Source organism: Kribbella caucasensis, from assembly GCF_004361855.1.
Lineage (GTDB): Bacteria > Actinomycetota > Actinomycetes > Propionibacteriales > Kribbellaceae > Kribbella > Kribbella caucasensis.
In genome coordinates, this window is the sequence record NZ_SNWQ01000008.1 from 128,618 (window position 1) to 145,181 (window position 16,564).

The window sequence follows — 16,564 nt, forward strand, 5'->3', positions numbered from 1 at the left end:
AGCTCCGGGGCCAATAGCCTTCCACTCATGGAGAGGAAGCCGACACAGCCACAGGTCTTTCAGCTCGACGAGGCATCGCGGTTCCTCGCACCGAACGGCCCCGCGTTGATCGGGCCTGACGGCACCCGCCACGACATTCCGCCGAAGGTCTTCGAGGTCCTCAGGTTCGTGGAATCCGTGCTCGCTCACAACCAGGCCGTCAAGGTGACGCCGCTGCGTCCGGAGCTGCCGATCGACGAGGCCGCCGACGCCGTCGACATGCCGCGCGACGAACTGCGGGCCTATGTCGCGGAAGGCTGGATTCCCTTCCGCTCCAGCCAGTACGTCGACTGGGTCAAGCTCGCCGATGTCGTCGAGCTCAAGGCGCGTCTGAAAGCCGAGAGCCGCGCAGCCCTCGACGAACTACTCAGCGAGGATCTCTGGGACGAGCAGACCGGTGACTGATCCACCCCGCGTTCGGAGAACTGAGGAGCACAGTGGCAGACCGTCGGCGAGCGTTTCTGGACGCGAACGTTCTGCGTGGCCAGCTGACCACCGACGTTCTCCTGACCCTCGCCTACGACGAGCAGTAACTCGGGTACTGCGCGTTGGTGCGTGACTCACAGAGGGTGGTTTCCGACCAGTCGCCGACGCGGTCGTAGGCTGCAAGACAGTCGATCTCAAGGAGGACATCGGTGTTTCCGGAACAGCGCCCGCGACGGCTTCGGCGTACCCCTGCCCTGCGGCGACTGGTCGCCGAGACCAGCCTGGAGCCGCGTCAGCTGGTGCTGCCGATGTTCGTCAAGGAAGGCGCCGCCGAGCCGATCCCGATCACCTCGATGCCCGGCGTCTTTCAGCACACCCGTGACTCGTTTCGCAAAGCGGTCGTCGAAGCCGTGGAAGCGGGTATCGGCGGCGTGATGCTGTTCGGGATTCCGGTCGAGTACGACGCGGACGGGACCGGCGGCCTCGACCCGGATGGCGTGCTGAACGCGGCGCTGCGCGATGTGCGGGCCGAGGTAGGCGACGGCACGGTGATCATGTCCGACCTGTGCATCGACGAGTTCACCGACCATGGTCACTGCGGGGTGCTCGATGAGCACGGCCAGGTGGACAACGACCGCACGCTGCGGATCTACGGTGAGATGGCCGTGGCGCAGATCGAAGCCGGGGCGCATGTCGTCGGGTCGAGCGGCATGATGGACGGCCAGGTGGCCGCGATCCGTGCCGCGCTGGACCGGGCGGGTCATCCCGAAGCGGCCGTGCTCGCCTATGCGGTCAAGTACGCGTCCGCCTTCTATGGACCGTTCCGCGAGGCGGTCGACTCGCAGCTCATCGGCGACCGCAAGACCTACCAGCAGGATCCGGCCAATGCGCGTGAAGCTTTGCGGGAGGCCAGGCTGGACCTGGACGAGGGCGCCGACATGGTCATGGTGAAGCCGGCCATGGCGTATCTGGACATCATCCGAGCGGTGAAGGACATCGCGGACGTGCCCGTGGCCGCATACCAGATCTCCGGCGAGTACGCGATGATCGAGACCGCAGCGGCCAACGGCTGGATCGACCGGGACCGCGCGGTGCTGGAGACGCTCACCGGGATTCGCCGCGCGGGCGCCGACATCGTGCTCACCTATTGGGCAGTGGAGGCGGCCGGCTGGCTGAACCAGCGCTGAGCGAGGACACCTCGGCGCAAGGCTGCCAGTGGTGAGGAAACAGCGAGCGAGCCCCACTGGTGAGGGCTAGGTGTTGTCGGTCCAGGTTAGGAGGTAGGGGACGGCGCCGAATTGGAGATGGTCGCCGGGGCGGACTTTGGTGGGGGTGGTGATGCGGAGGCCGTTGAGGTGGGTGCCGTTCATCGAGCCGAGGTCGCGGACCAGCCAGCCGTCGTCGACGTGGCGGAGTTCGGCGTGGTAGCGGGAGACCGAGATGTGCGGGATGCGCAGGGTCGCGCCGGGGCCGCGGCCGATGCGGACGGTTGGGGAACCGGGTGGTGGGAGGGCGAGGCCGGGGAGTTGAACGCGCTTGGTGACGGTGAGCCGCGGGATGCGGTCGACCAGTCGGCGGAACCAGTCGATCACGCGGGGTTCGCGGCCGGGGAGGTCGTGGGTGGCGGCGGCGAGTTCGCGGCGGCTCTGGGCGTGGAGTACGAAGTTCATCCGGCGGACGAAGGTGTCGTGGGACAGTCGGCCGGTGCCGGCGCCCTCGCGGAGGATCGCCAAGGCACGGTCCCGCTCGGCGTCCGAGGGACGCGTCAATCCCAGTCCGGATGCCATGCGGGAATTGTCCGCTGCCGTCAGGTTCAAAGTCCAGCACGGACAGTCAACAGGCCTAGTCCGGTACGACGGAGCGCCCGGCCGGCGTCGGCGTACATCAGCAGCCCGAACCGCGCAGTACGCCGGCCGGTCCGCGCGGCCGGTCAGCCGAGGACGTCGGTCAGGCTGAATTTGATGGGTTCTTCTAGTTGGGCGTAGGTGCAGGATTCGGGGGTTCGGTCGGGGCGCCAGCGGACGAACTGGGCGGTGTGGCGGAAGCGGACGCCTTCCATGTGGTCGTAGCGAACCTCGACGACGCGCTCGGGGCGGAGCGGGATGAAGCTGAGGTCCTTGCCGGCCTGCCAGCGGCTGCCTTCGGCGTTGCGTGGGGTGCGGGTGCCCTCTTCCTGCTTCGCCCAGGCCCAGGGGTGGTTGTCGAAGTCGGTGACGAGTTCCTGCATCTCCTCGAAGAGTTCCTCGCGCCGGGCCAGCGGGAACGCCCCGATCACGCCGACGCTGGCGAGGACGCCCTCCTCGTCGTACAGGCCGAGGAGGAGGGAGCCGATCCGGTTCGGGCCGCTCTTGTGCAGGCGATAGCCGGCGACCACGCAGTCCGCGGTGCGCTCGTGCTTGACCTTGAACATGGTCCGCTTGTCCGGTTCGTACAGCCCGGCCAGCGGTTTGGCGATCACGCCGTCGAGTCCGGCGCCCTCGAACTGGTGGAACCACTCCGTCGCCAGGGACTTGTCGGTCGTCGTCCGGGTCAGGTGGATCGGCGCCTTCGCGGGCGCGAGCGCCTCCTCGAGGGCGGCGCGGCGCTCGGCGAACGGACGGTCCGTGTAGTCGGTGTCGCCCAGCGCGAGCAGGTCGAACGCGACGAACTTCGCCGGCGTCGTCTCCGAGAGCATCTTCACCCGGGACGCGGCCGGGTGGATCCGCTGTTGCAGCAGCTCGAATTCCAGCCGGTCGCCCGACTCACCGACCTGGACGATCTCGCCGTCGATCACGCAGCGTTCCGGCAGGTTAACCTTGATCGCCTCGACGAGCTCCGGGAAGTACCGGGTCATCGGCTTCTCGTTCCGGCTGCCGATCTCGACCTCGTCGCCGTCGCGGAACACGATCGAGCGGAAACCGTCCCACTTCGGCTCGAAGCTCAGGTCACCGTCCGGGATCTGCTTCACCGCCTTCGCCAACATCGGCGGGACCGGCGGCATCACGGGTAGCTGCATGCCGCCATTCTGCATCGTGCGGCGATCACTGCCGACCCGCCGGACCGGGCGACGGAGTTTTCCAGACTTTCGCCCGAGAATCGGTTCCCTCAGGGCCTGGTAGCGGCATCATGGAGGCATACCGACTGGTAGGACCGGAGGTACCGAGATGTACGACGTCGTACTGCTCGTCGAACAGGAACTGTCGGAGCCGGACGCCAAGCGCGTCGTCGCGCTGCACCAGGACATGCCGGAACCGGTGAAGTACCACGTGCTGGTGCCCTGCCACAACGCCGAGGCCGGGGTCGAGGCGTCGATCAGCGCCCTCGGTACCGCGGACCTCTACGGCGCCGGCCTGATCGACCAACGCCAAGAGCTCGCCGAGGCCCAGCGCGCGATCGACAGCGAAGCAAAGGACTGCACCAGCCGGAGCGTCCAGCGGCTTCGCGACCTCGATCAACAGGCCGAGGGCGGGATCACCCACGACCGCCCGATCGACGCTCTCACCGCGACCGTGAACAAGGTCAGCGGACGGGAGGTCATCATCCTCACCAGGCCGCACATCGTCGCCGAGTTCTTCCACCTCGACTGGACCAACAGCGCCCGTCGCCACCTGGGTGTCCCCGTCCTCCACCTCCTCGAACAAGAGGAGCAGAAGAAGGCCAAGAAGTAACCGTTGCCCAAGGCCCCACCGCCGAGCTCAGCGCCGCGTAGGCGCAGAGCCGGACAAGCTCGGGGGCGGGTGCGGTCAGGGTAGGAGTAGGGCTGCGTAGGTCAGGCCGGCCGACAGTGCTGCGAAGAAGAGGGAGAGGCCGGTGCGGAGGGTTTGGTCGCCGACCTTGCCGTAGTGGATGCCGTCTTCGGACTGGTAGGCGAGGCGGAAGCCGGTGTACCCCGCGCCCAGGACGAGTGCGAGCTTGAACATTCCGCGTCCTCCCTCACGTCCGGACAATGTTCCCAGCTATCAACATTACCCCTGGTGATAGCCGACCAACCCGGTACGGCGAACCGTCAGACCCCGGCGGCGGTGGAGGAGGCGGACTGGGTGAACTGGGTCCGGTAGAGGTCCGCGTATTCACCGTCGAGGGCGAGCAGTTGGAGGTGCGTGCCGCGTTCGACGATGCGTCCGCGGTCGACCACGAGGATCTGGTCGGCGTTGCGGACGGTGGAGAGCCGGTGTGCGATCACCAGCGACGTCCGGCCCTCCAGCGCCGTGTCGAGGGCCTGCTGGACCGCGACCTCCGACTCGGAGTCGAGATGTGCGGTCGCCTCGTCCAGGACCACGATGTGGGGTGCCTTGAGCAACAATCTCGCGATCGCCAGCCGCTGCCGCTCGCCACCCGACAGGCGATGGCCGCGATCCCCCACCACCGTGTCGAGGCCGTCGGGCAGCGAGGACACCAGGTCCCACACCTGCGCCGAGGTCAACGCGTCGATCATCTCCTCGTCGGTCGCGCCGGGTTTCGCGTAGGCGAGGTTCGCGCGGATCGTGTCGTGGAACATGTGCGCGTCCTGGGTCACGTACCCGATCGCGTCGTGCAGCGATCGCAGGGTCACGTCGCGGACGTCCTGACCACCGACGCGCACCGAACCACCCGTCACGTCGTACAGCCGGGCGACCAGGTTCGTGATGGTGGTCTTACCGGCGCCGGACGGGCCGACCAGGGCGAACATCTGACCCGGTTCAACGGTGAAGCTGATGTCTTCCAGCACCTGCGCCGAGGCCCGCTTGTCCAGCACGGCGACGGATTCGAGGCTCGCCAGCGAGACCTGATCGGCGGTCGGATAGGAGAAGGCGACGTGGTCGAACGAAACCGTCGCCGCGTCGGCCGGCAGATCCGGTGCGTCGGGCGCGTCCTGGATCATCGGTTCCAGGTCGAGGACCTCGAAGACCCGCTCGAACGACACCAGCGCGGTCATCACGTCCACTCGGACGTTGGACAGGGCGGTCAGCGGACCGTAGAGCCGCCCGAGCAGAGCCACGAGCGCCAACAGCGTCCCGATCGTCAGGCTGCTCCGGACGGCGAGGTTGCCGCCCACGCCGTACACGAGAGCCGTTGCCAGCGATGCGACCAAGGTCAGGGCGGTGAAGAACACCCGGCCGAGCATCGCGGTCCGGATGCCGAGGTCACGGACCCGGCCGGCCCGCTCGCCGAAGTCGCTGTTCTCGAGCTCCGGCTTGCCGAACAGCGTTACCAGCAGCGCGCCGCCGACACTGAAGCGCTCGGTCATCGCCGTCGACATGTCCGCGTTGAGCTGCATCTGCTCCCGGGTCAGCGCCGCCAGCCGCCGCCCGAGAATCCGTGCGGGAACCAGGAACACCGGAAGCAGCAGGATCGCCACCACCGTGAGCTGCCAGCTCAGCAACAGCATCGCGCCGATCACGAGGATCAGGCTGATGATGTTCGACACGACTCCGGATAGAGTCGACGTGAATGCCTGCTGGGCGCCGATCACGTCGGTGTTCAACCGGGAGACGAGCGCACCGGTCTGGGTCCGGGTGAAGAAGGCCACCGGCATCTGCTGAACGTGCGCGAACACCTTGGTCCGCAGGTCGAAGATCAGCCCCTCCCCGATCTGCGCGGAGAACCAGCGCTGGAACAACCCGAGCCCCGCCTCGATCACCGCAAGCAGCGCGACCAGCAAGGCCAGCCCGGTCACCAGGCCGGCGTTGCCCTTGCTGATGCCGTCGTCAACGATCTTCTTGAACAGCAGCGGCGAGGCGATCACCAGGAACGCCGAGATCACCACCAGCACCAGGAAGAGCGTGATCTGTGCGCGGAACGGCTTCGCGAACCGGACGATCCGGCGCACCGTGCCCTTGGCCAGCTTCTGGTTCACCACGGACGCGTCCTGCCGCCGCCAGCCGCCCGCGCCCATGCCGCCGCCCATGCCACCGCCGACCCGCATCATTCCCGATGACATCCGGTCTCCTCCGCTTCCGCCACCCCGTCAACCTTGACAACAGTCGAGGTCAACCCAAACTTCCCAGCAACTCGGTCAGTCTCCGCGCCTGCGCCTCCCGCTCCGCCTTCAACTGCTCCTCGTACGACGCGTCGGCCGCGCCCAGCAGCAACGCCTTCGTCTCCCGGATCGCACCGGGCAACGGACCCAGCAACGCCTCGGACAGATCCTTCACCGTCCCCGCCAGCTCCTCGGCCGGGACGACGATGTTGGCCAACCCGAACTCGCGAGCCTCGCCGGCCTCCACCCACCGCGAGGTCGTACAGATCTCCAGCGCTCGCGAATACCCGACGAGCTGGACCAGTGGCTGCGTCCCGCCCAGATCCGGCACCAGCCCAAGCGCCGGCTCACGCATGCTGAACTTGGCGTCCGTGGCGACGACCCGCAGATCGCACGCCAGCGCTAGCTGGAATCCCGCCCCGATCGCGTGCCCCTGAACCGCCGCGATACTCACGAACTCCGGCCGGCGCAACCAGGAGAAGCCCTCCTGGAACCCCGCGATCGCCGCATGCACCTCCGAAGCCGGCCGGGCACCGAGCGCGAGAAGTGGTTCCTCACCTTCGATGGTCTCACCCATGATCAAGCGGCGGTCCAGCCCGGCCGAGAACGACGGCCCCTCCCCCGACACCACGATCACCCGCACCTCGGACGGCAGCGCCGCCCCGAACTCGGCCAGCGCCCGCCACATCGCCGGAGTCTGCGCATTACGCACCTCCGGCCGGTCCAGCACCACCCGGGCCACCGGACCATCCACCGTCAACCGCAGTCCAAGATCTGTCATGCCTGTGAACATACGCGTTCCGGCACGACTTTCCGCGCGGTCTTCGTCACCTGTGGAAAACAGCACCCCAGGCGAAGAGGATCAGGCCAGCGACACCAGATCCGCGTAATCGTTGGTCCAGAGGTCTTCGACACCGTCCGGCAGCAACAACACCCGCTCGGGTTCGAGCGCCTCGACCGCGCCCTCGTCGTGGGTGACCAGCACGATCGCGCCCTGGTACGAGCGGATCGCGTTCAGCACCTCGGTGCGCGACGCGGGATCCAGGTTGTTCGTGGGCTCGTCGAGCAGCAGCACGTTCGCCGCCGACACGACCAGCGTCGCGAGGGCCAACCGCGTCTTCTCACCACCCGACAACACCCGGGCCGGCTTGTCCGAGTCGTCCCCGGTGAACAGGAACGACCCGAGCACCGACCGCGCCTGGGTCTCGTTCAGGTCCGGTGCGGCCGACTTCATGTTCTCCAGCACGGTCCGGTCGATGTCGAGCGTCTCGTGTTCCTGGGCGTAGTACCCGAGTTTGAGCCCGTGACCGTCGATCACTTCGCCGGTATCGGACTTCTCCAGCCCCGACAGCACCCGCAGCAGGGTGGTCTTGCCGGCACCGTTCAACCCCAGCACCACGACCCGTGAACCACGGTCGATCGCCAGGTCCACGTCGGTGAAGATCTCCAGCGATCCGTACGACTTGGAGAGCTCGCGCGCCATCAACGGGGTCTTCCCGCACGGCGCCGGGGTCGGGAAGGCGATCTTCGCGACCCGGTCGGCCGAGCGCTCGTCCTCCAGCGAAGCCATCAGCCGCTCGGCCCGCTTCAGCATGTTCTGCGCGGCGGTCGCCTTCGTCGCCTTGGCGCGCATCTTGTTCGCCTGCTCGACCAGCTGGCCGGCCTTCTTCTCCGCGTTCGCCCGTTCGCGCTTCCGCCGCCGCTCGTCGGTCTCGCGCTGCGTCAGGTACGCCTTCCAGCCGACGTTGTAGACGTCGATCTCGGCCCGGTTCGCGTCCAGGTGGAACACCCGGGTGACGGTCTCCTCGAGCAGGTTCACGTCGTGGCTGATCATGATCACGCCACCGGCGTACGACTTGAGGAAGTCGCGCAGCCAGACGATCGAGTCCGCGTCCAGGTGGTTGGTCGGCTCGTCCAGCAGCAGCGTCTCGGCCTGCGCGAACAGGATCCGGGCCAGCTCGACCCGGCGGCGCTGACCGCCGGACAGGGTGCCGAGCGGCTGGCTGAGGACGCGATCCGGCAGGCCGAGGTTCGCCGCGATCCGGGCCGCCTCCGACTCGGCCGCGTAGCCGCCCGCCGCATGCAGGTCCGCCTCGGCCCGCTCGTACCGGCGCATGCCCTTGGTCCGGGTCTTCTCGTCGGCGCTGGCCATCGCCTTCTCCGCGTTCCGCAACCGCCGGACCACCTCGTCCAGGCCGCGGGCAGCCAGGATCCGGTCCATCGCCAGGATCTCGAGGTCGGCCGTGCGCGGGTCCTGCGGCAGGTACCCGATCACCCCGGACGAGGTGACCGTCCCGGACGCGGGCAGGCCCTCACCAGCGAGGATCTTGGTCAGCGTGGTCTTGCCGGCGCCGTTCCGCCCGACCAGGCCGACCTTGTCCCCCGGTCCGACCCGGAATGAGGCAGGCGCCAGCAGTTGCCGAGCGCCGACACGGACCTCGAGGTTGGAGACGGTGATCATCGCGGCGCAGAGGTCCTCAGGATCGGGTGAGTGTGGCGGTAGTAGTACGGCGACGCAGCATCACAAGACGGCTCGTATTCCGCACCGAGGTCTAGTGTAAGTGCTGTGAAATTCAACCCGGACGCCGACTTGGACACCAGCGGTGTCGAGGACACGCGTGGCAGCGGCGGAGGCGGTGGCCTGATCCCCGGTGGGATGGGCATCCCGGTCGGTGGCGGGATCGGCGGCATCATCCTGCTCGTCATCGTGCTCCTGCTCAACGGCGGCATCCCCGGCGTCGGCGGCAGCGGGGCGGAAGCGCCCACCGGCCAGAACACCGCGCCGGGCAACCTGGCCTCCTGCCAGAAGGGCACGGACCTGGCGAACAACCCGGACTGCCGCTTCGTCTTCTACCAGAACTCGATCCAGGGCTTCTGGGCCGCTGAGCTCCCGCGCCGCGGTAAGAAGTACACCCGGGCGCCGATGCGGGTCTTCGAAGGCTCGGTCAACACCGGCTGCGGCGCCGCGAGCAGCGCGGTCGGCCCGTTCTACTGCCCGCCCGACATGCGCGTCTACCTGGACCTCGGCTTCTTCGAGACCCTGCAGACCGAGCTCGGCGCCCGCGGCGGCAACTTCGCCGAAGCGTACGTCGTCGCGCACGAGTACGGCCACCACATCCAGAACCTGTACGGCTATCTGGCGCGGATCAAGACCCGCCAGGGACCGACCTCGGACGCGGTCCGCTCCGAACTGCAAGCCGACTGCCTCGCCGGGATCTGGACCAACCACGCGACCACCGTGCCCGATCGGGACGGCGACACCTTCATCGAGGGCCTCACCGAGGACGACATCGCCCGCGGGCTCGACGCGGCCGCCGCGGTCGGCGACGACCGGATCCAGCAGCAGACCCAGGGCCGGGTCACGCCGGAGAACTTCAGCCACGGCACCGCCGAGCAGCGGATGAAGTGGTTCAAGACCGGCATGGACTCCGGCGACATGTCCGCCTGCGACACCTGGTCCACCCGCGACCTCTGATCAAGCAACAAGAAACCCGCTCGGATGCAGCATCCGAGCGGGTTTCTCCTTGCCTGACTGGGTTATGCCACCGCGGCCGGGCGGCGGAAGCCTGGGAGCAGCTCGTCCACCAGCGCATCGGTCTCCGCCTCCGCGCCGCGAGGACCGCCGTGCCGAGCGAGCGCCGAGTACATCTGGCTCGCCACGTTGGTGACGTCGCTCGTGGTACCGAAGTGCGCCGCCAGCCGCAGCGTCGCGCGCCACAGGTCCTCAGACGCCGGCGAGAAGCTCAGCCCGGTCTGCAACGCCGTCCGGGCCAGGTTGCCGTCGTTGTGCCGCAGGCTGGCCTCCGCCAGCTTCAGCGCCGCGTCGACGACCGACTCGGCCATCCGCCGCTCGATACCGGACGCGGCCAGCCACGAGTACCGCCCGGCCGGCAGATTCGACCATGCCTGACCGTGCACAAGGCTGAGCGCCGTCGACAGCGGCGCGCGCGGGTCGTCTGTCAGCTCCGCCTGCTTCGCCAGCGTGCGGAACACGTCCCAGTCGACCCGGACCACACTGCGGTTCAGCATCCAGCGGCCGGACTCGTCGGCGTACATCGCGTCCTGGCCGACCCAGGCCCGGGTGTGCTCCAGCGCGGCGTCGCGCAGTTCCTGGCTGATCCCGCGCGGCCAGATCGCACCGGCGAGGACGTTCGGGTGTACGCCGTAGTCCTGGCTGGCCAAGAACGCCACGATCTCGGTGGCCAGCTGGATCCGGCCGCCGTCGATCGTGCCGCGCGCGTCCACCTCGACCGGGCCGAGCAGGTCGACCTCGACCGGCGCCGCCTGGCTCAGATCCATCGTGGAGAACTCGTACGCCGGCATGTCCTGCTCCGCCCGCCGCTTGTCCATCGCCTCGGACTCGGCCACCTCGAACAGCGCGACCAGGTCCGCGAACTGCGCCGGATTGATGCTGTGGGCATCGACCTCGAGGCCGAGCAGCCGGCAGACCGCCTGGTTCTTCTCGTCCACGACGAACCGCCAGGGAGCCGACAGCACATCGCCGACGATGACCACGGCGATACACCGCTTCGGATCCGCGGCCAGCCGGTTCAGCCGCTGCTCCTCCTCGGGCGACGGCGGCGCCGACATGAAGATGATCTCCGGCCCCCAGAGCAAGGGATCCGGGTACGCCGTCCGCGCGGCGGCCACCGAGTCCGCGTTGCGGCGGTCACAGGCCTGGACCTGTGCCTCCGTCCGGTTGGTCACCTCGTTCAGCGCGTCGTCCAGCCGGGTCCAGTAGCTCAACCGGCTCGGGGCCAGCGCCGACAGGTCGTCACCGAAGCCGACCATGCGGACGTGCGCGCCCTCGGACCACAGGTTGGTGGCCAGCTCGGCCGCGAGCGAACCGACCACGTCGCGCGAGGCGTTCGTGACGCCGCCGAAGCTGACGATCCCGTCCGCACTGTCCAGGTCCACGAGGACCGTGGCGCCGTCCGCGTTCTGGCCGATCGTGACGAGCGTCGGGTACGGCGAAGGCGCGCTGACCTCGCCCGCCGGAGCGTACGCACGCCGCAGCACCCAACGGGAGCCGTCGGCAATCACCTGCCACGGGCCCGGCGGCGGGTTGTGGGACTGGCCCGGCTTGAGCACCAGCGTCAGCGCCCGATCCGTCACCAGCGCGGCGACGACGGTCGGCATCGACCGGCCCACCTGGGCCATGGTCGCGGCGAGCTGCCGCAGCGAGTTGTCGACGAACTGAGCCGTCGGTACGTCGGCCGCGAGACGCAGGCCGATCTCGGTCTGCCGGTTGCCGGCCGCCTTCGGTCCGGGACCCTGGGCCCAGCCGCGACGACGCTTCAGCGCCAGCGCGATCCCGGCCGCCAGCAGGGTCGCGCCGAATCCGTAGATGCCCGCCTGGACCGGGTCGATACCACCGTCGGACGGGGCCTCGACGACATCCGGCACCTTCGTCCCACCGGCCGCGGGGTCGCCGGCGCGCGCGTCCGTCGTACGGGGCTCGTGCGGGTTGACCGCGATCCCCGGCTGGTCGGGCTTCTCGTTCTTGGCGGTCGGGTCGTTCTTGGCGCTGCCGATGTCGATCGACGACGGCTTCTCGACGCCCTGCTCCTCGAACCACCGGCTCGGACCGCCGGAGTCCTGCTTGGCGGGCGTCTCCACCGACGGTTTCGCCACCGGCTTCACAACCGGCTTGCCGGTGGTCGTCTTGGTCGTCGTTGTCGTCTTGGTCGACGTCGGGTTGTCGACGTTGACGCGGACCGTGTGCACGCCCGGGCCCTTGGCGTCGGCGGGCAGGCGGACCTGCCAGCCCGGCAGGATCAGGTCCGGGTTGGTCAGCCGGCGGCCGTCAGGCTGCAGCTTGTTCTTGTTGAGGTCGTAGATCTCCTTGTACCGACGGCCCTCGCCCAGGTACCGCTCGGCGATGTCCCACAGGCAGTCGTAGTTCCGGCCTTCCGGCGGCCTGACCTCGGTGTACTTGATCACCTGACCGGTCTGGTCGTTGTTCGTCCGGACGCCGGTGTGCGTCCCACCGCTCAGCACCGAGCTACGGGACTCGGTCGCGCGGAAGTTGGTCCCCTGGGACTGGTCGCCACCCTGCGTCACGCTGATCGACGTCGGCACCGCTGCGGATGTGGTCGTCACGGCGTTTGCCATCGGCAACGTCACGCTGGATGCGGCCGCCATCAGCACGACGCCCGATACGAGTCGCCGCGCGAGCGACTGCGAGCCGCCGCCCAACGGGATCCGCGGCGACAACCCGTGCCCACGGATCTCGGCGACCGCCTCGGCGATCAGGCACACAACGAAGTGCAGCCAGGCGACCCAGATGAAGAATCCGATGATGCCGAGCACGGTCTCGATGCTCAGCTCGCTGAACAGCACGTCCCGGTTCGGCATCTCGTCGGGCCACGGCTTGCCGAAGAAGGTCAGCAGCACGTACGGCACCCCGCCGACGATCGCCAGGATCGCCAGCAGCGACACGAACCCCTTCAGCCGATCCGCCGCCGCACTCCCCGACCGCCGCTGCGGCAACCGAGCCGACCGCGCCGGTTCACCTGTCTTCACCATCGTCGTCCCTCCATAACCCCACCCAGGTCATCCACCGATCGCCTGCACTTCCTGCACCGGCAACCGCTGCACCGCGTGTACCTCAGCTTGACCGACGGGCGTCCAGTCCTGGAGGTTCCGCCAGTAGGACACTTCCCAGTGAATCGTCAGCTTGACGGTGTACATCCCGTCCGGTTCCTTGGCGCTCGACCGCTTGTAGACATGACTGCACGTGCTCGCCTGGTGGAACGGGTCCTGCGCCTCGTCGTACCCGTCCGAGCCGATCGGCAGCGTTCCGCCGAGGCAGACGAACGGGCCCGTACCGTCACCCGGATCCACCGTCAGCTTGGTCACCACAGCCCGCATGGTCAGCCGCTGGCCCGGTCCGTAGTACGCGATGTCGAGGTCCGCCGCGTTGCCGAAGTTCTTCAGCACGTACGACGTCTCCGGTGCGAGCGCGAAGTACGCCGGGACGTTGACCCGCGGCGTGTACGTCGGCTTCACCAGCAGGATCGGGTCCGGGTAGCTCTCGTCGAAGTAGGTCCAGAACTGGTCCATGTACGGCTCTCGCCGGCACTGCTCGCGTTCCTCGTCCGTCACGGGGACGATCGCGCGCTCGATGTGGGCGTCCTCGCCGCCGTAGTTCGAATCGAGGTCGTAGTCGACGATCGTGAGCCGAAGCACCCAGGTCTTGCCCTCGGGCGGGGGCGGCAGCTCGATCCCGTTCGGCACCGGGAAATCCCGGCACGGGATGAAGATCTGGCCCGGGCCGAGCCGGTCCCGCCACGGCGGCGGCGACGCACCGAGGTAGACCTGGCCGTTGCTGCAGTACGCCCCGAAGCCGTTGGAGTTCACATACATGCTGCACACCCGGTCGCCGCTGTGAATCGTCTCGGCGGTCGCGGTCGGCGCGGGAATCGCGATGAGAAGAGCGAGCACGGTGCTCAGGGCAATGAACCCACGGGCTAACCGGTTGCGCATCCTCACACTCCTGACACTGGTCCTCGTAGCAGGTTATCGCTGGTCGGGGGCATCATGCCCGTTCTGACGTGGTCTGGCTACCGCGTGCCACCGTTCTGGGCTAGGCCGGATAACGCACGGCTGAGCAGTTGATCCCCTTCGGCACCGGTCGCACCATCCGGTACATCGTCCAGCCGAGCCCGGTGCGGACCATGTCGATGGCTTCCGCGGTCCCCCGTGGCGCGACGATGACCCACTTGCGGGTCTTGGGGTTCCACCACTGCATGCGCTGTGACCGGCACAGGTTCACCCGGATCACACCGTCAGGCCGATTCGCCGTACCGACCACGACGACGCTGCCTGGCGGACGCATCACCCAGCCGCTCTGCCGGGCCGCCTCGATGTTCACGGCCGTGTCGGCGTAGAAGAAGGCCGGAAAGCTCGTCTTGATGATGTCGGACTTCCGCTGGACCAGCGCCTGGTAGTAGAGCGGGTACTTGGCCACGAGCCCTTGGACAGCAGGCTTGGAGGCGAAGCTCCCTGGCACGATGGTGATCTGCGCCGCAGGCGGTGCCACGGTCGTCTTGGCCGGTGCGGTCGGCTTGGGCGTTCCCGTCGTGCTCGGCTCTGGCGTCGGCGTTCCCAGCGTGACCGTCCGGCCGCCCGACCCTTCGCCGACAGGCATGCCGCCCTTGTTCGTCTCACCGCCACTGCATCCGGCGACGAGAGCCAGAGCAGCCGCACCCACGACGACACTGGCGAAAGGCTTCACAGACACGACAGTGCTCCTCGACGGACGAACGGTGCTCATCAGCCACCTCCACTGGATGTCGGCGGGGTGGGGCTCGGCGACGTGGGGCTTCCCGACGGGCCGGTCTCGGTCGGGTTCGGGGTCACGCTCGGGGTGCATGACGCCGGGAACGGCACCGGGATCGGCGGATCCCAGGTCGGCGTCGGCGATCCGATCGTCCAGATCGGGCAGGGCAGGTCGATCGTCGGCGGCTGTGCGGTCGGCTGGACGGTGACGCCGGGACCGTCGCCGGAGGTCTGCACCACGATCGGTGGGATCTGCGGGGTCTCGTCGGCCTTCTTGATGCCCTGCTCGGCGTGCGCCTCACCTTCGCCGTTCGCGATCAGCGTCTGGATACCGATCATGCCCAGGAAACTGGTCTGGTTGGCGATCTGGACGCTCACCTTCAGGTGCTCGTCGTCGACCTCGCTGGTTCCGCAGCTGGTCACCGCGGGATCGTTCGCCGTCACCTGGGCGCAGAACTCCGAGACCGCATCGCCGGCCTTGGTGATGTCGATCTTGGCCTCGGCGGAGTTGAAGTCGATCGTGCCGACGCCGGCGCGGGCGGCTTCCTGGGCGTAGCCGATGGCTCGGGACTTGGCACCCAGTTGGCGGCCGCCGTCGATGACGAGGCCTGCCAGGGTGAAGATCATCACGGCGAGGATGGCGACGGCTGGGCTGAGGGCACCACGGTCGTTGCGGGGGGCATCTACTCGCAGAAACGCGAGCAGGCCGCGGTCAGGGTGTGTTGCCATCGCGGATGCCCCGGTACGGGTCCAGTGAGGAGGAGAACTTCTTGGTGATCTTGGTGTCGCCACCGAGGCCGAGGAGGCCGAGGTCCTGGTAGTTGATGGTGCAGGTGACCTCGACGGACAGCGGAGTACCGGCGGTGAAGGCGGAGGTGATGCTCCCCTCGGCGGTCTGCTTGCAGGACTCGACGGCTTGCCCCATGGTGCCGGTGACGGCGTCGTCCAGGCGGATCTGGGCTTCGTTGAGGGAGCGCGACTGGCTGGCCGCGCGGGCGCCGTCGCGGGCCGCGTTCTCCAGCAGCGACGAGGTCTGGAAGTACCGGCCGCAGGCGAGCAGGAACATGAAGAGAATCAGCAGGATGGGCGCGAGGATCACCATCTCCAGCGCCATCGTGCCGTGCTCCGTCCGCTTCGCGCGGCGCAGCTTCCCCAGGATCTTCATGCCTCACTCAATTGTCGTCGTCGGCTTCGAACTGCTCGATCTGTCCGGTGGCGGTCCGGTTCACTTCCAGGTGCAGGCCCGGGACCAGCGAAATGGTCTCGCCGGTGACCGTGAACGACACCTGTCCCTCGGGATTGTTGTACGACGGCGGCAGCACCTTGGCATCGCCGAGGGAATTGCCGCCCAGTTGTTGCGCATACGCCTCGATGTCGACCCGGACCTTCTCGCCGATCGCCTCGGTGTACAGCGGTGGCTGGACCAGGCGCAGACGGGACACCCCCTCCTGCGCCGCGTTCAGCGCGACGGACCGGCCGTACAGCCAGAGCGCGGTCTGGATCGAGATGAAGATCAGCGCCAGGATCGACGGCGCGAGGATCGCCAGTTCCAGCGAACTGGCGCCCCGCTGCGTGCGCCGCCGCCTGGTGGACCGGTGGCGTCCCCGCGGCAACGGATCAGCCCTTCTGGATCTCGCCCGTGCGCTTGTCGATCACGCTCCGGACCACCAGGCCGATCGCCAGCGCGGCGGCGACCAGGATGGCGGAGATGATCGCCCACTCCAGCGCCGACGCGCCGAGCTGGCTCTCACCCCGGCGAGCCTTGGCCCGCTGATTGTGGGCCCGCGCCAGCGCGTACCCGACCATCACCCGCACGACCTCAACGCTCATCCGACTGCCTTCCATTCATGAGAGCCCGAACCGGCCTCAGTATGCCCT

General features: G+C 68.3%; 17 protein-coding genes. 4 read left to right on the plus strand and 13 right to left on the minus strand.

Translation table 11 applies throughout. The features are described 5' to 3' along the window. Nucleotides 1–27: 27 nt before the first annotated feature. Together EV643_RS18095 and hemB are read left to right on the plus strand one after the other, a co-directional pair. Nucleotides 28–444, plus strand: coding sequence for an excisionase (locus EV643_RS18095; protein WP_133801257.1), 417 nt, complete (start codon nt 28–30; stop codon nt 442–444). 212 nt (nt 445–656) lie between these two features. Continuing rightward, on the plus strand, nt 657–1,652 hold the full coding sequence (gene hemB, locus EV643_RS18100; protein ID WP_440589968.1) for a porphobilinogen synthase: 996 nt from the start codon (nt 657–659) through the stop codon (nt 1,650–1,652). 66 nt (nt 1,653–1,718) lie between these two features. Here hemB and EV643_RS18105 read toward each other — a convergent pair whose 3' ends face one another. After that, a complete protein-coding gene (locus EV643_RS18105) occupies nt 1,719–2,252 on the minus strand; it encodes an FHA domain-containing protein (protein ID WP_133801259.1) in 534 nt (177 codons plus the stop codon). A 143-nt stretch (nt 2,253–2,395) separates the two neighbouring features. Next, complete coding sequence (locus tag EV643_RS18110) at nt 2,396–3,460, minus strand: ATP-dependent DNA ligase (protein WP_133801260.1); 1,065 nt, start codon at nt 3,458–3,460, stop codon at nt 2,396–2,398. A gap of 148 nt (nt 3,461–3,608) precedes the next feature. On the opposite strand from EV643_RS18110, the gene EV643_RS18115 reads away from it, so the two are divergent. Further along, on the plus strand, nt 3,609–4,112 hold the full coding sequence (locus tag EV643_RS18115) for a hypothetical protein (protein WP_133801261.1): 504 nt from the start codon (nt 3,609–3,611) through the stop codon (nt 4,110–4,112). 75 nt (nt 4,113–4,187) lie between these two features. Here the strand turns inward: EV643_RS18115 and EV643_RS44185 are convergent, their stop codons facing one another. From EV643_RS44185 to EV643_RS18130, 4 genes are all read right to left on the minus strand, one after another. Further along, a complete protein-coding gene (locus EV643_RS44185) occupies nt 4,188–4,364 on the minus strand; it encodes a hypothetical protein (protein WP_166665483.1) in 177 nt (58 codons plus the stop codon). A gap of 86 nt (nt 4,365–4,450) precedes the next feature. Then, nucleotides 4,451–6,364, minus strand: a complete 1,914-nt coding sequence (locus tag EV643_RS18120; protein WP_238165652.1) for an ABC transporter ATP-binding protein — start codon at nt 6,362–6,364, stop codon at nt 4,451–4,453. A 49-nt stretch (nt 6,365–6,413) separates the two neighbouring features. Then, nucleotides 6,414–7,184, minus strand: a complete 771-nt coding sequence (locus EV643_RS18125) for an enoyl-CoA hydratase/isomerase family protein (RefSeq protein ID WP_202869605.1) — start codon at nt 7,182–7,184, stop codon at nt 6,414–6,416. Nucleotides 7,185–7,265: 81 nt separating this feature from the next. Continuing rightward, the gene (locus tag EV643_RS18130; RefSeq protein WP_133801263.1) at nt 7,266–8,864 is read right to left on the minus strand and encodes an ABC-F family ATP-binding cassette domain-containing protein; all 1,599 of its coding nucleotides are present in this window, start codon (nt 8,862–8,864) and stop codon (nt 7,266–7,268) included. Between the two features lie 105 nt (nt 8,865–8,969). Between EV643_RS18130 and ypfJ the strand changes: the two genes are divergently transcribed. Then, on the plus strand, nt 8,970–9,878 hold the full coding sequence (gene ypfJ, locus EV643_RS18135; RefSeq protein WP_133801264.1) for a KPN_02809 family neutral zinc metallopeptidase: 909 nt from the start codon (nt 8,970–8,972) through the stop codon (nt 9,876–9,878). Between the two features lie 62 nt (nt 9,879–9,940). Here the strand turns inward: ypfJ and EV643_RS18140 are convergent, their stop codons facing one another. The 7 genes from EV643_RS18140 to EV643_RS18170 form a co-directional block, all read right to left on the minus strand. Next, the gene (locus tag EV643_RS18140; protein WP_133801265.1) at nt 9,941–12,931 is read right to left on the minus strand and encodes an AfsR/SARP family transcriptional regulator; all 2,991 of its coding nucleotides are present in this window, start codon (nt 12,929–12,931) and stop codon (nt 9,941–9,943) included. Between the two features lie 27 nt (nt 12,932–12,958). Next, a complete protein-coding gene (locus tag EV643_RS18145) occupies nt 12,959–13,891 on the minus strand; it encodes a hypothetical protein (RefSeq protein ID WP_133801266.1) in 933 nt (310 codons plus the stop codon). A 100-nt stretch (nt 13,892–13,991) separates the two neighbouring features. Beyond that, on the minus strand, nt 13,992–14,648 hold the full coding sequence (locus EV643_RS18150) for a hypothetical protein (protein ID WP_238165653.1): 657 nt from the start codon (nt 14,646–14,648) through the stop codon (nt 13,992–13,994). A gap of 32 nt (nt 14,649–14,680) precedes the next feature. Further along, on the minus strand, nt 14,681–15,415 hold the full coding sequence (locus EV643_RS18155; protein ID WP_133801268.1) for a TadE/TadG family type IV pilus assembly protein: 735 nt from the start codon (nt 15,413–15,415) through the stop codon (nt 14,681–14,683). After that, nucleotides 15,399–15,851, minus strand: a complete 453-nt coding sequence (locus EV643_RS18160; RefSeq protein ID WP_133801269.1) for a TadE/TadG family type IV pilus assembly protein — start codon at nt 15,849–15,851, stop codon at nt 15,399–15,401. Before EV643_RS18160 ends, EV643_RS18155 begins: the two co-directional genes overlap by 17 nt. A gap of 7 nt (nt 15,852–15,858) precedes the next feature. Beyond that, entirely contained in the window at nt 15,859–16,299 is a 441-nt protein-coding gene (locus EV643_RS18165; RefSeq protein ID WP_133801270.1) for a TadE family protein, read from the minus strand. Nucleotides 16,300–16,303: 4 nt separating this feature from the next. Beyond that, entirely contained in the window at nt 16,304–16,516 is a 213-nt protein-coding gene (locus tag EV643_RS18170) for a hypothetical protein (RefSeq protein WP_133801271.1), read from the minus strand. Nucleotides 16,517–16,564 lie beyond the last annotated feature (48 nt).

Coding starts and splice junctions, on each gene's coding strand:
- EV643_RS18125 (WP_202869605.1), bottom strand. CDS start 7,184: ATGACAGATCTTGGACTGCGGTTGACGGTGGATGGTCCGGTGGCCCGG.
- EV643_RS18145 (WP_133801266.1), bottom strand. CDS start 13,891: ATGCGCAACCGGTTAGCCCGTGGGTTCATTGCCCTGAGCACCGTGCTC.
- EV643_RS18115 (WP_133801261.1), top strand. CDS start 3,609: ATGTACGACGTCGTACTGCTCGTCGAACAGGAACTGTCGGAGCCGGAC.
- EV643_RS18095 (WP_133801257.1), top strand. CDS start 28: ATGGAGAGGAAGCCGACACAGCCACAGGTCTTTCAGCTCGACGAGGCA.
- EV643_RS18105 (WP_133801259.1), bottom strand. CDS start 2,252: ATGGCATCCGGACTGGGATTGACGCGTCCCTCGGACGCCGAGCGGGAC.
- EV643_RS18160 (WP_133801269.1), bottom strand. CDS start 15,851: ATGAAGATCCTGGGGAAGCTGCGCCGCGCGAAGCGGACGGAGCACGGC.
- EV643_RS18170 (WP_133801271.1), bottom strand. CDS start 16,516: ATGAGCGTTGAGGTCGTGCGGGTGATGGTCGGGTACGCGCTGGCGCGG.
- EV643_RS18120 (WP_238165652.1), bottom strand. CDS start 6,364: ATGTCATCGGGAATGATGCGGGTCGGCGGTGGCATGGGCGGCGGCATG.
- EV643_RS18155 (WP_133801268.1), bottom strand. CDS start 15,415: ATGGCAACACACCCTGACCGCGGCCTGCTCGCGTTTCTGCGAGTAGAT.
- EV643_RS44185 (WP_166665483.1), bottom strand. CDS start 4,364: ATGTTCAAGCTCGCACTCGTCCTGGGCGCGGGGTACACCGGCTTCCGC.
- EV643_RS18140 (WP_133801265.1), bottom strand. CDS start 12,931: ATGGTGAAGACAGGTGAACCGGCGCGGTCGGCTCGGTTGCCGCAGCGG.
- EV643_RS18110 (WP_133801260.1), bottom strand. CDS start 3,460: ATGCAGCTACCCGTGATGCCGCCGGTCCCGCCGATGTTGGCGAAGGCG.
- EV643_RS18130 (WP_133801263.1), bottom strand. CDS start 8,864: ATGATCACCGTCTCCAACCTCGAGGTCCGTGTCGGCGCTCGGCAACTG.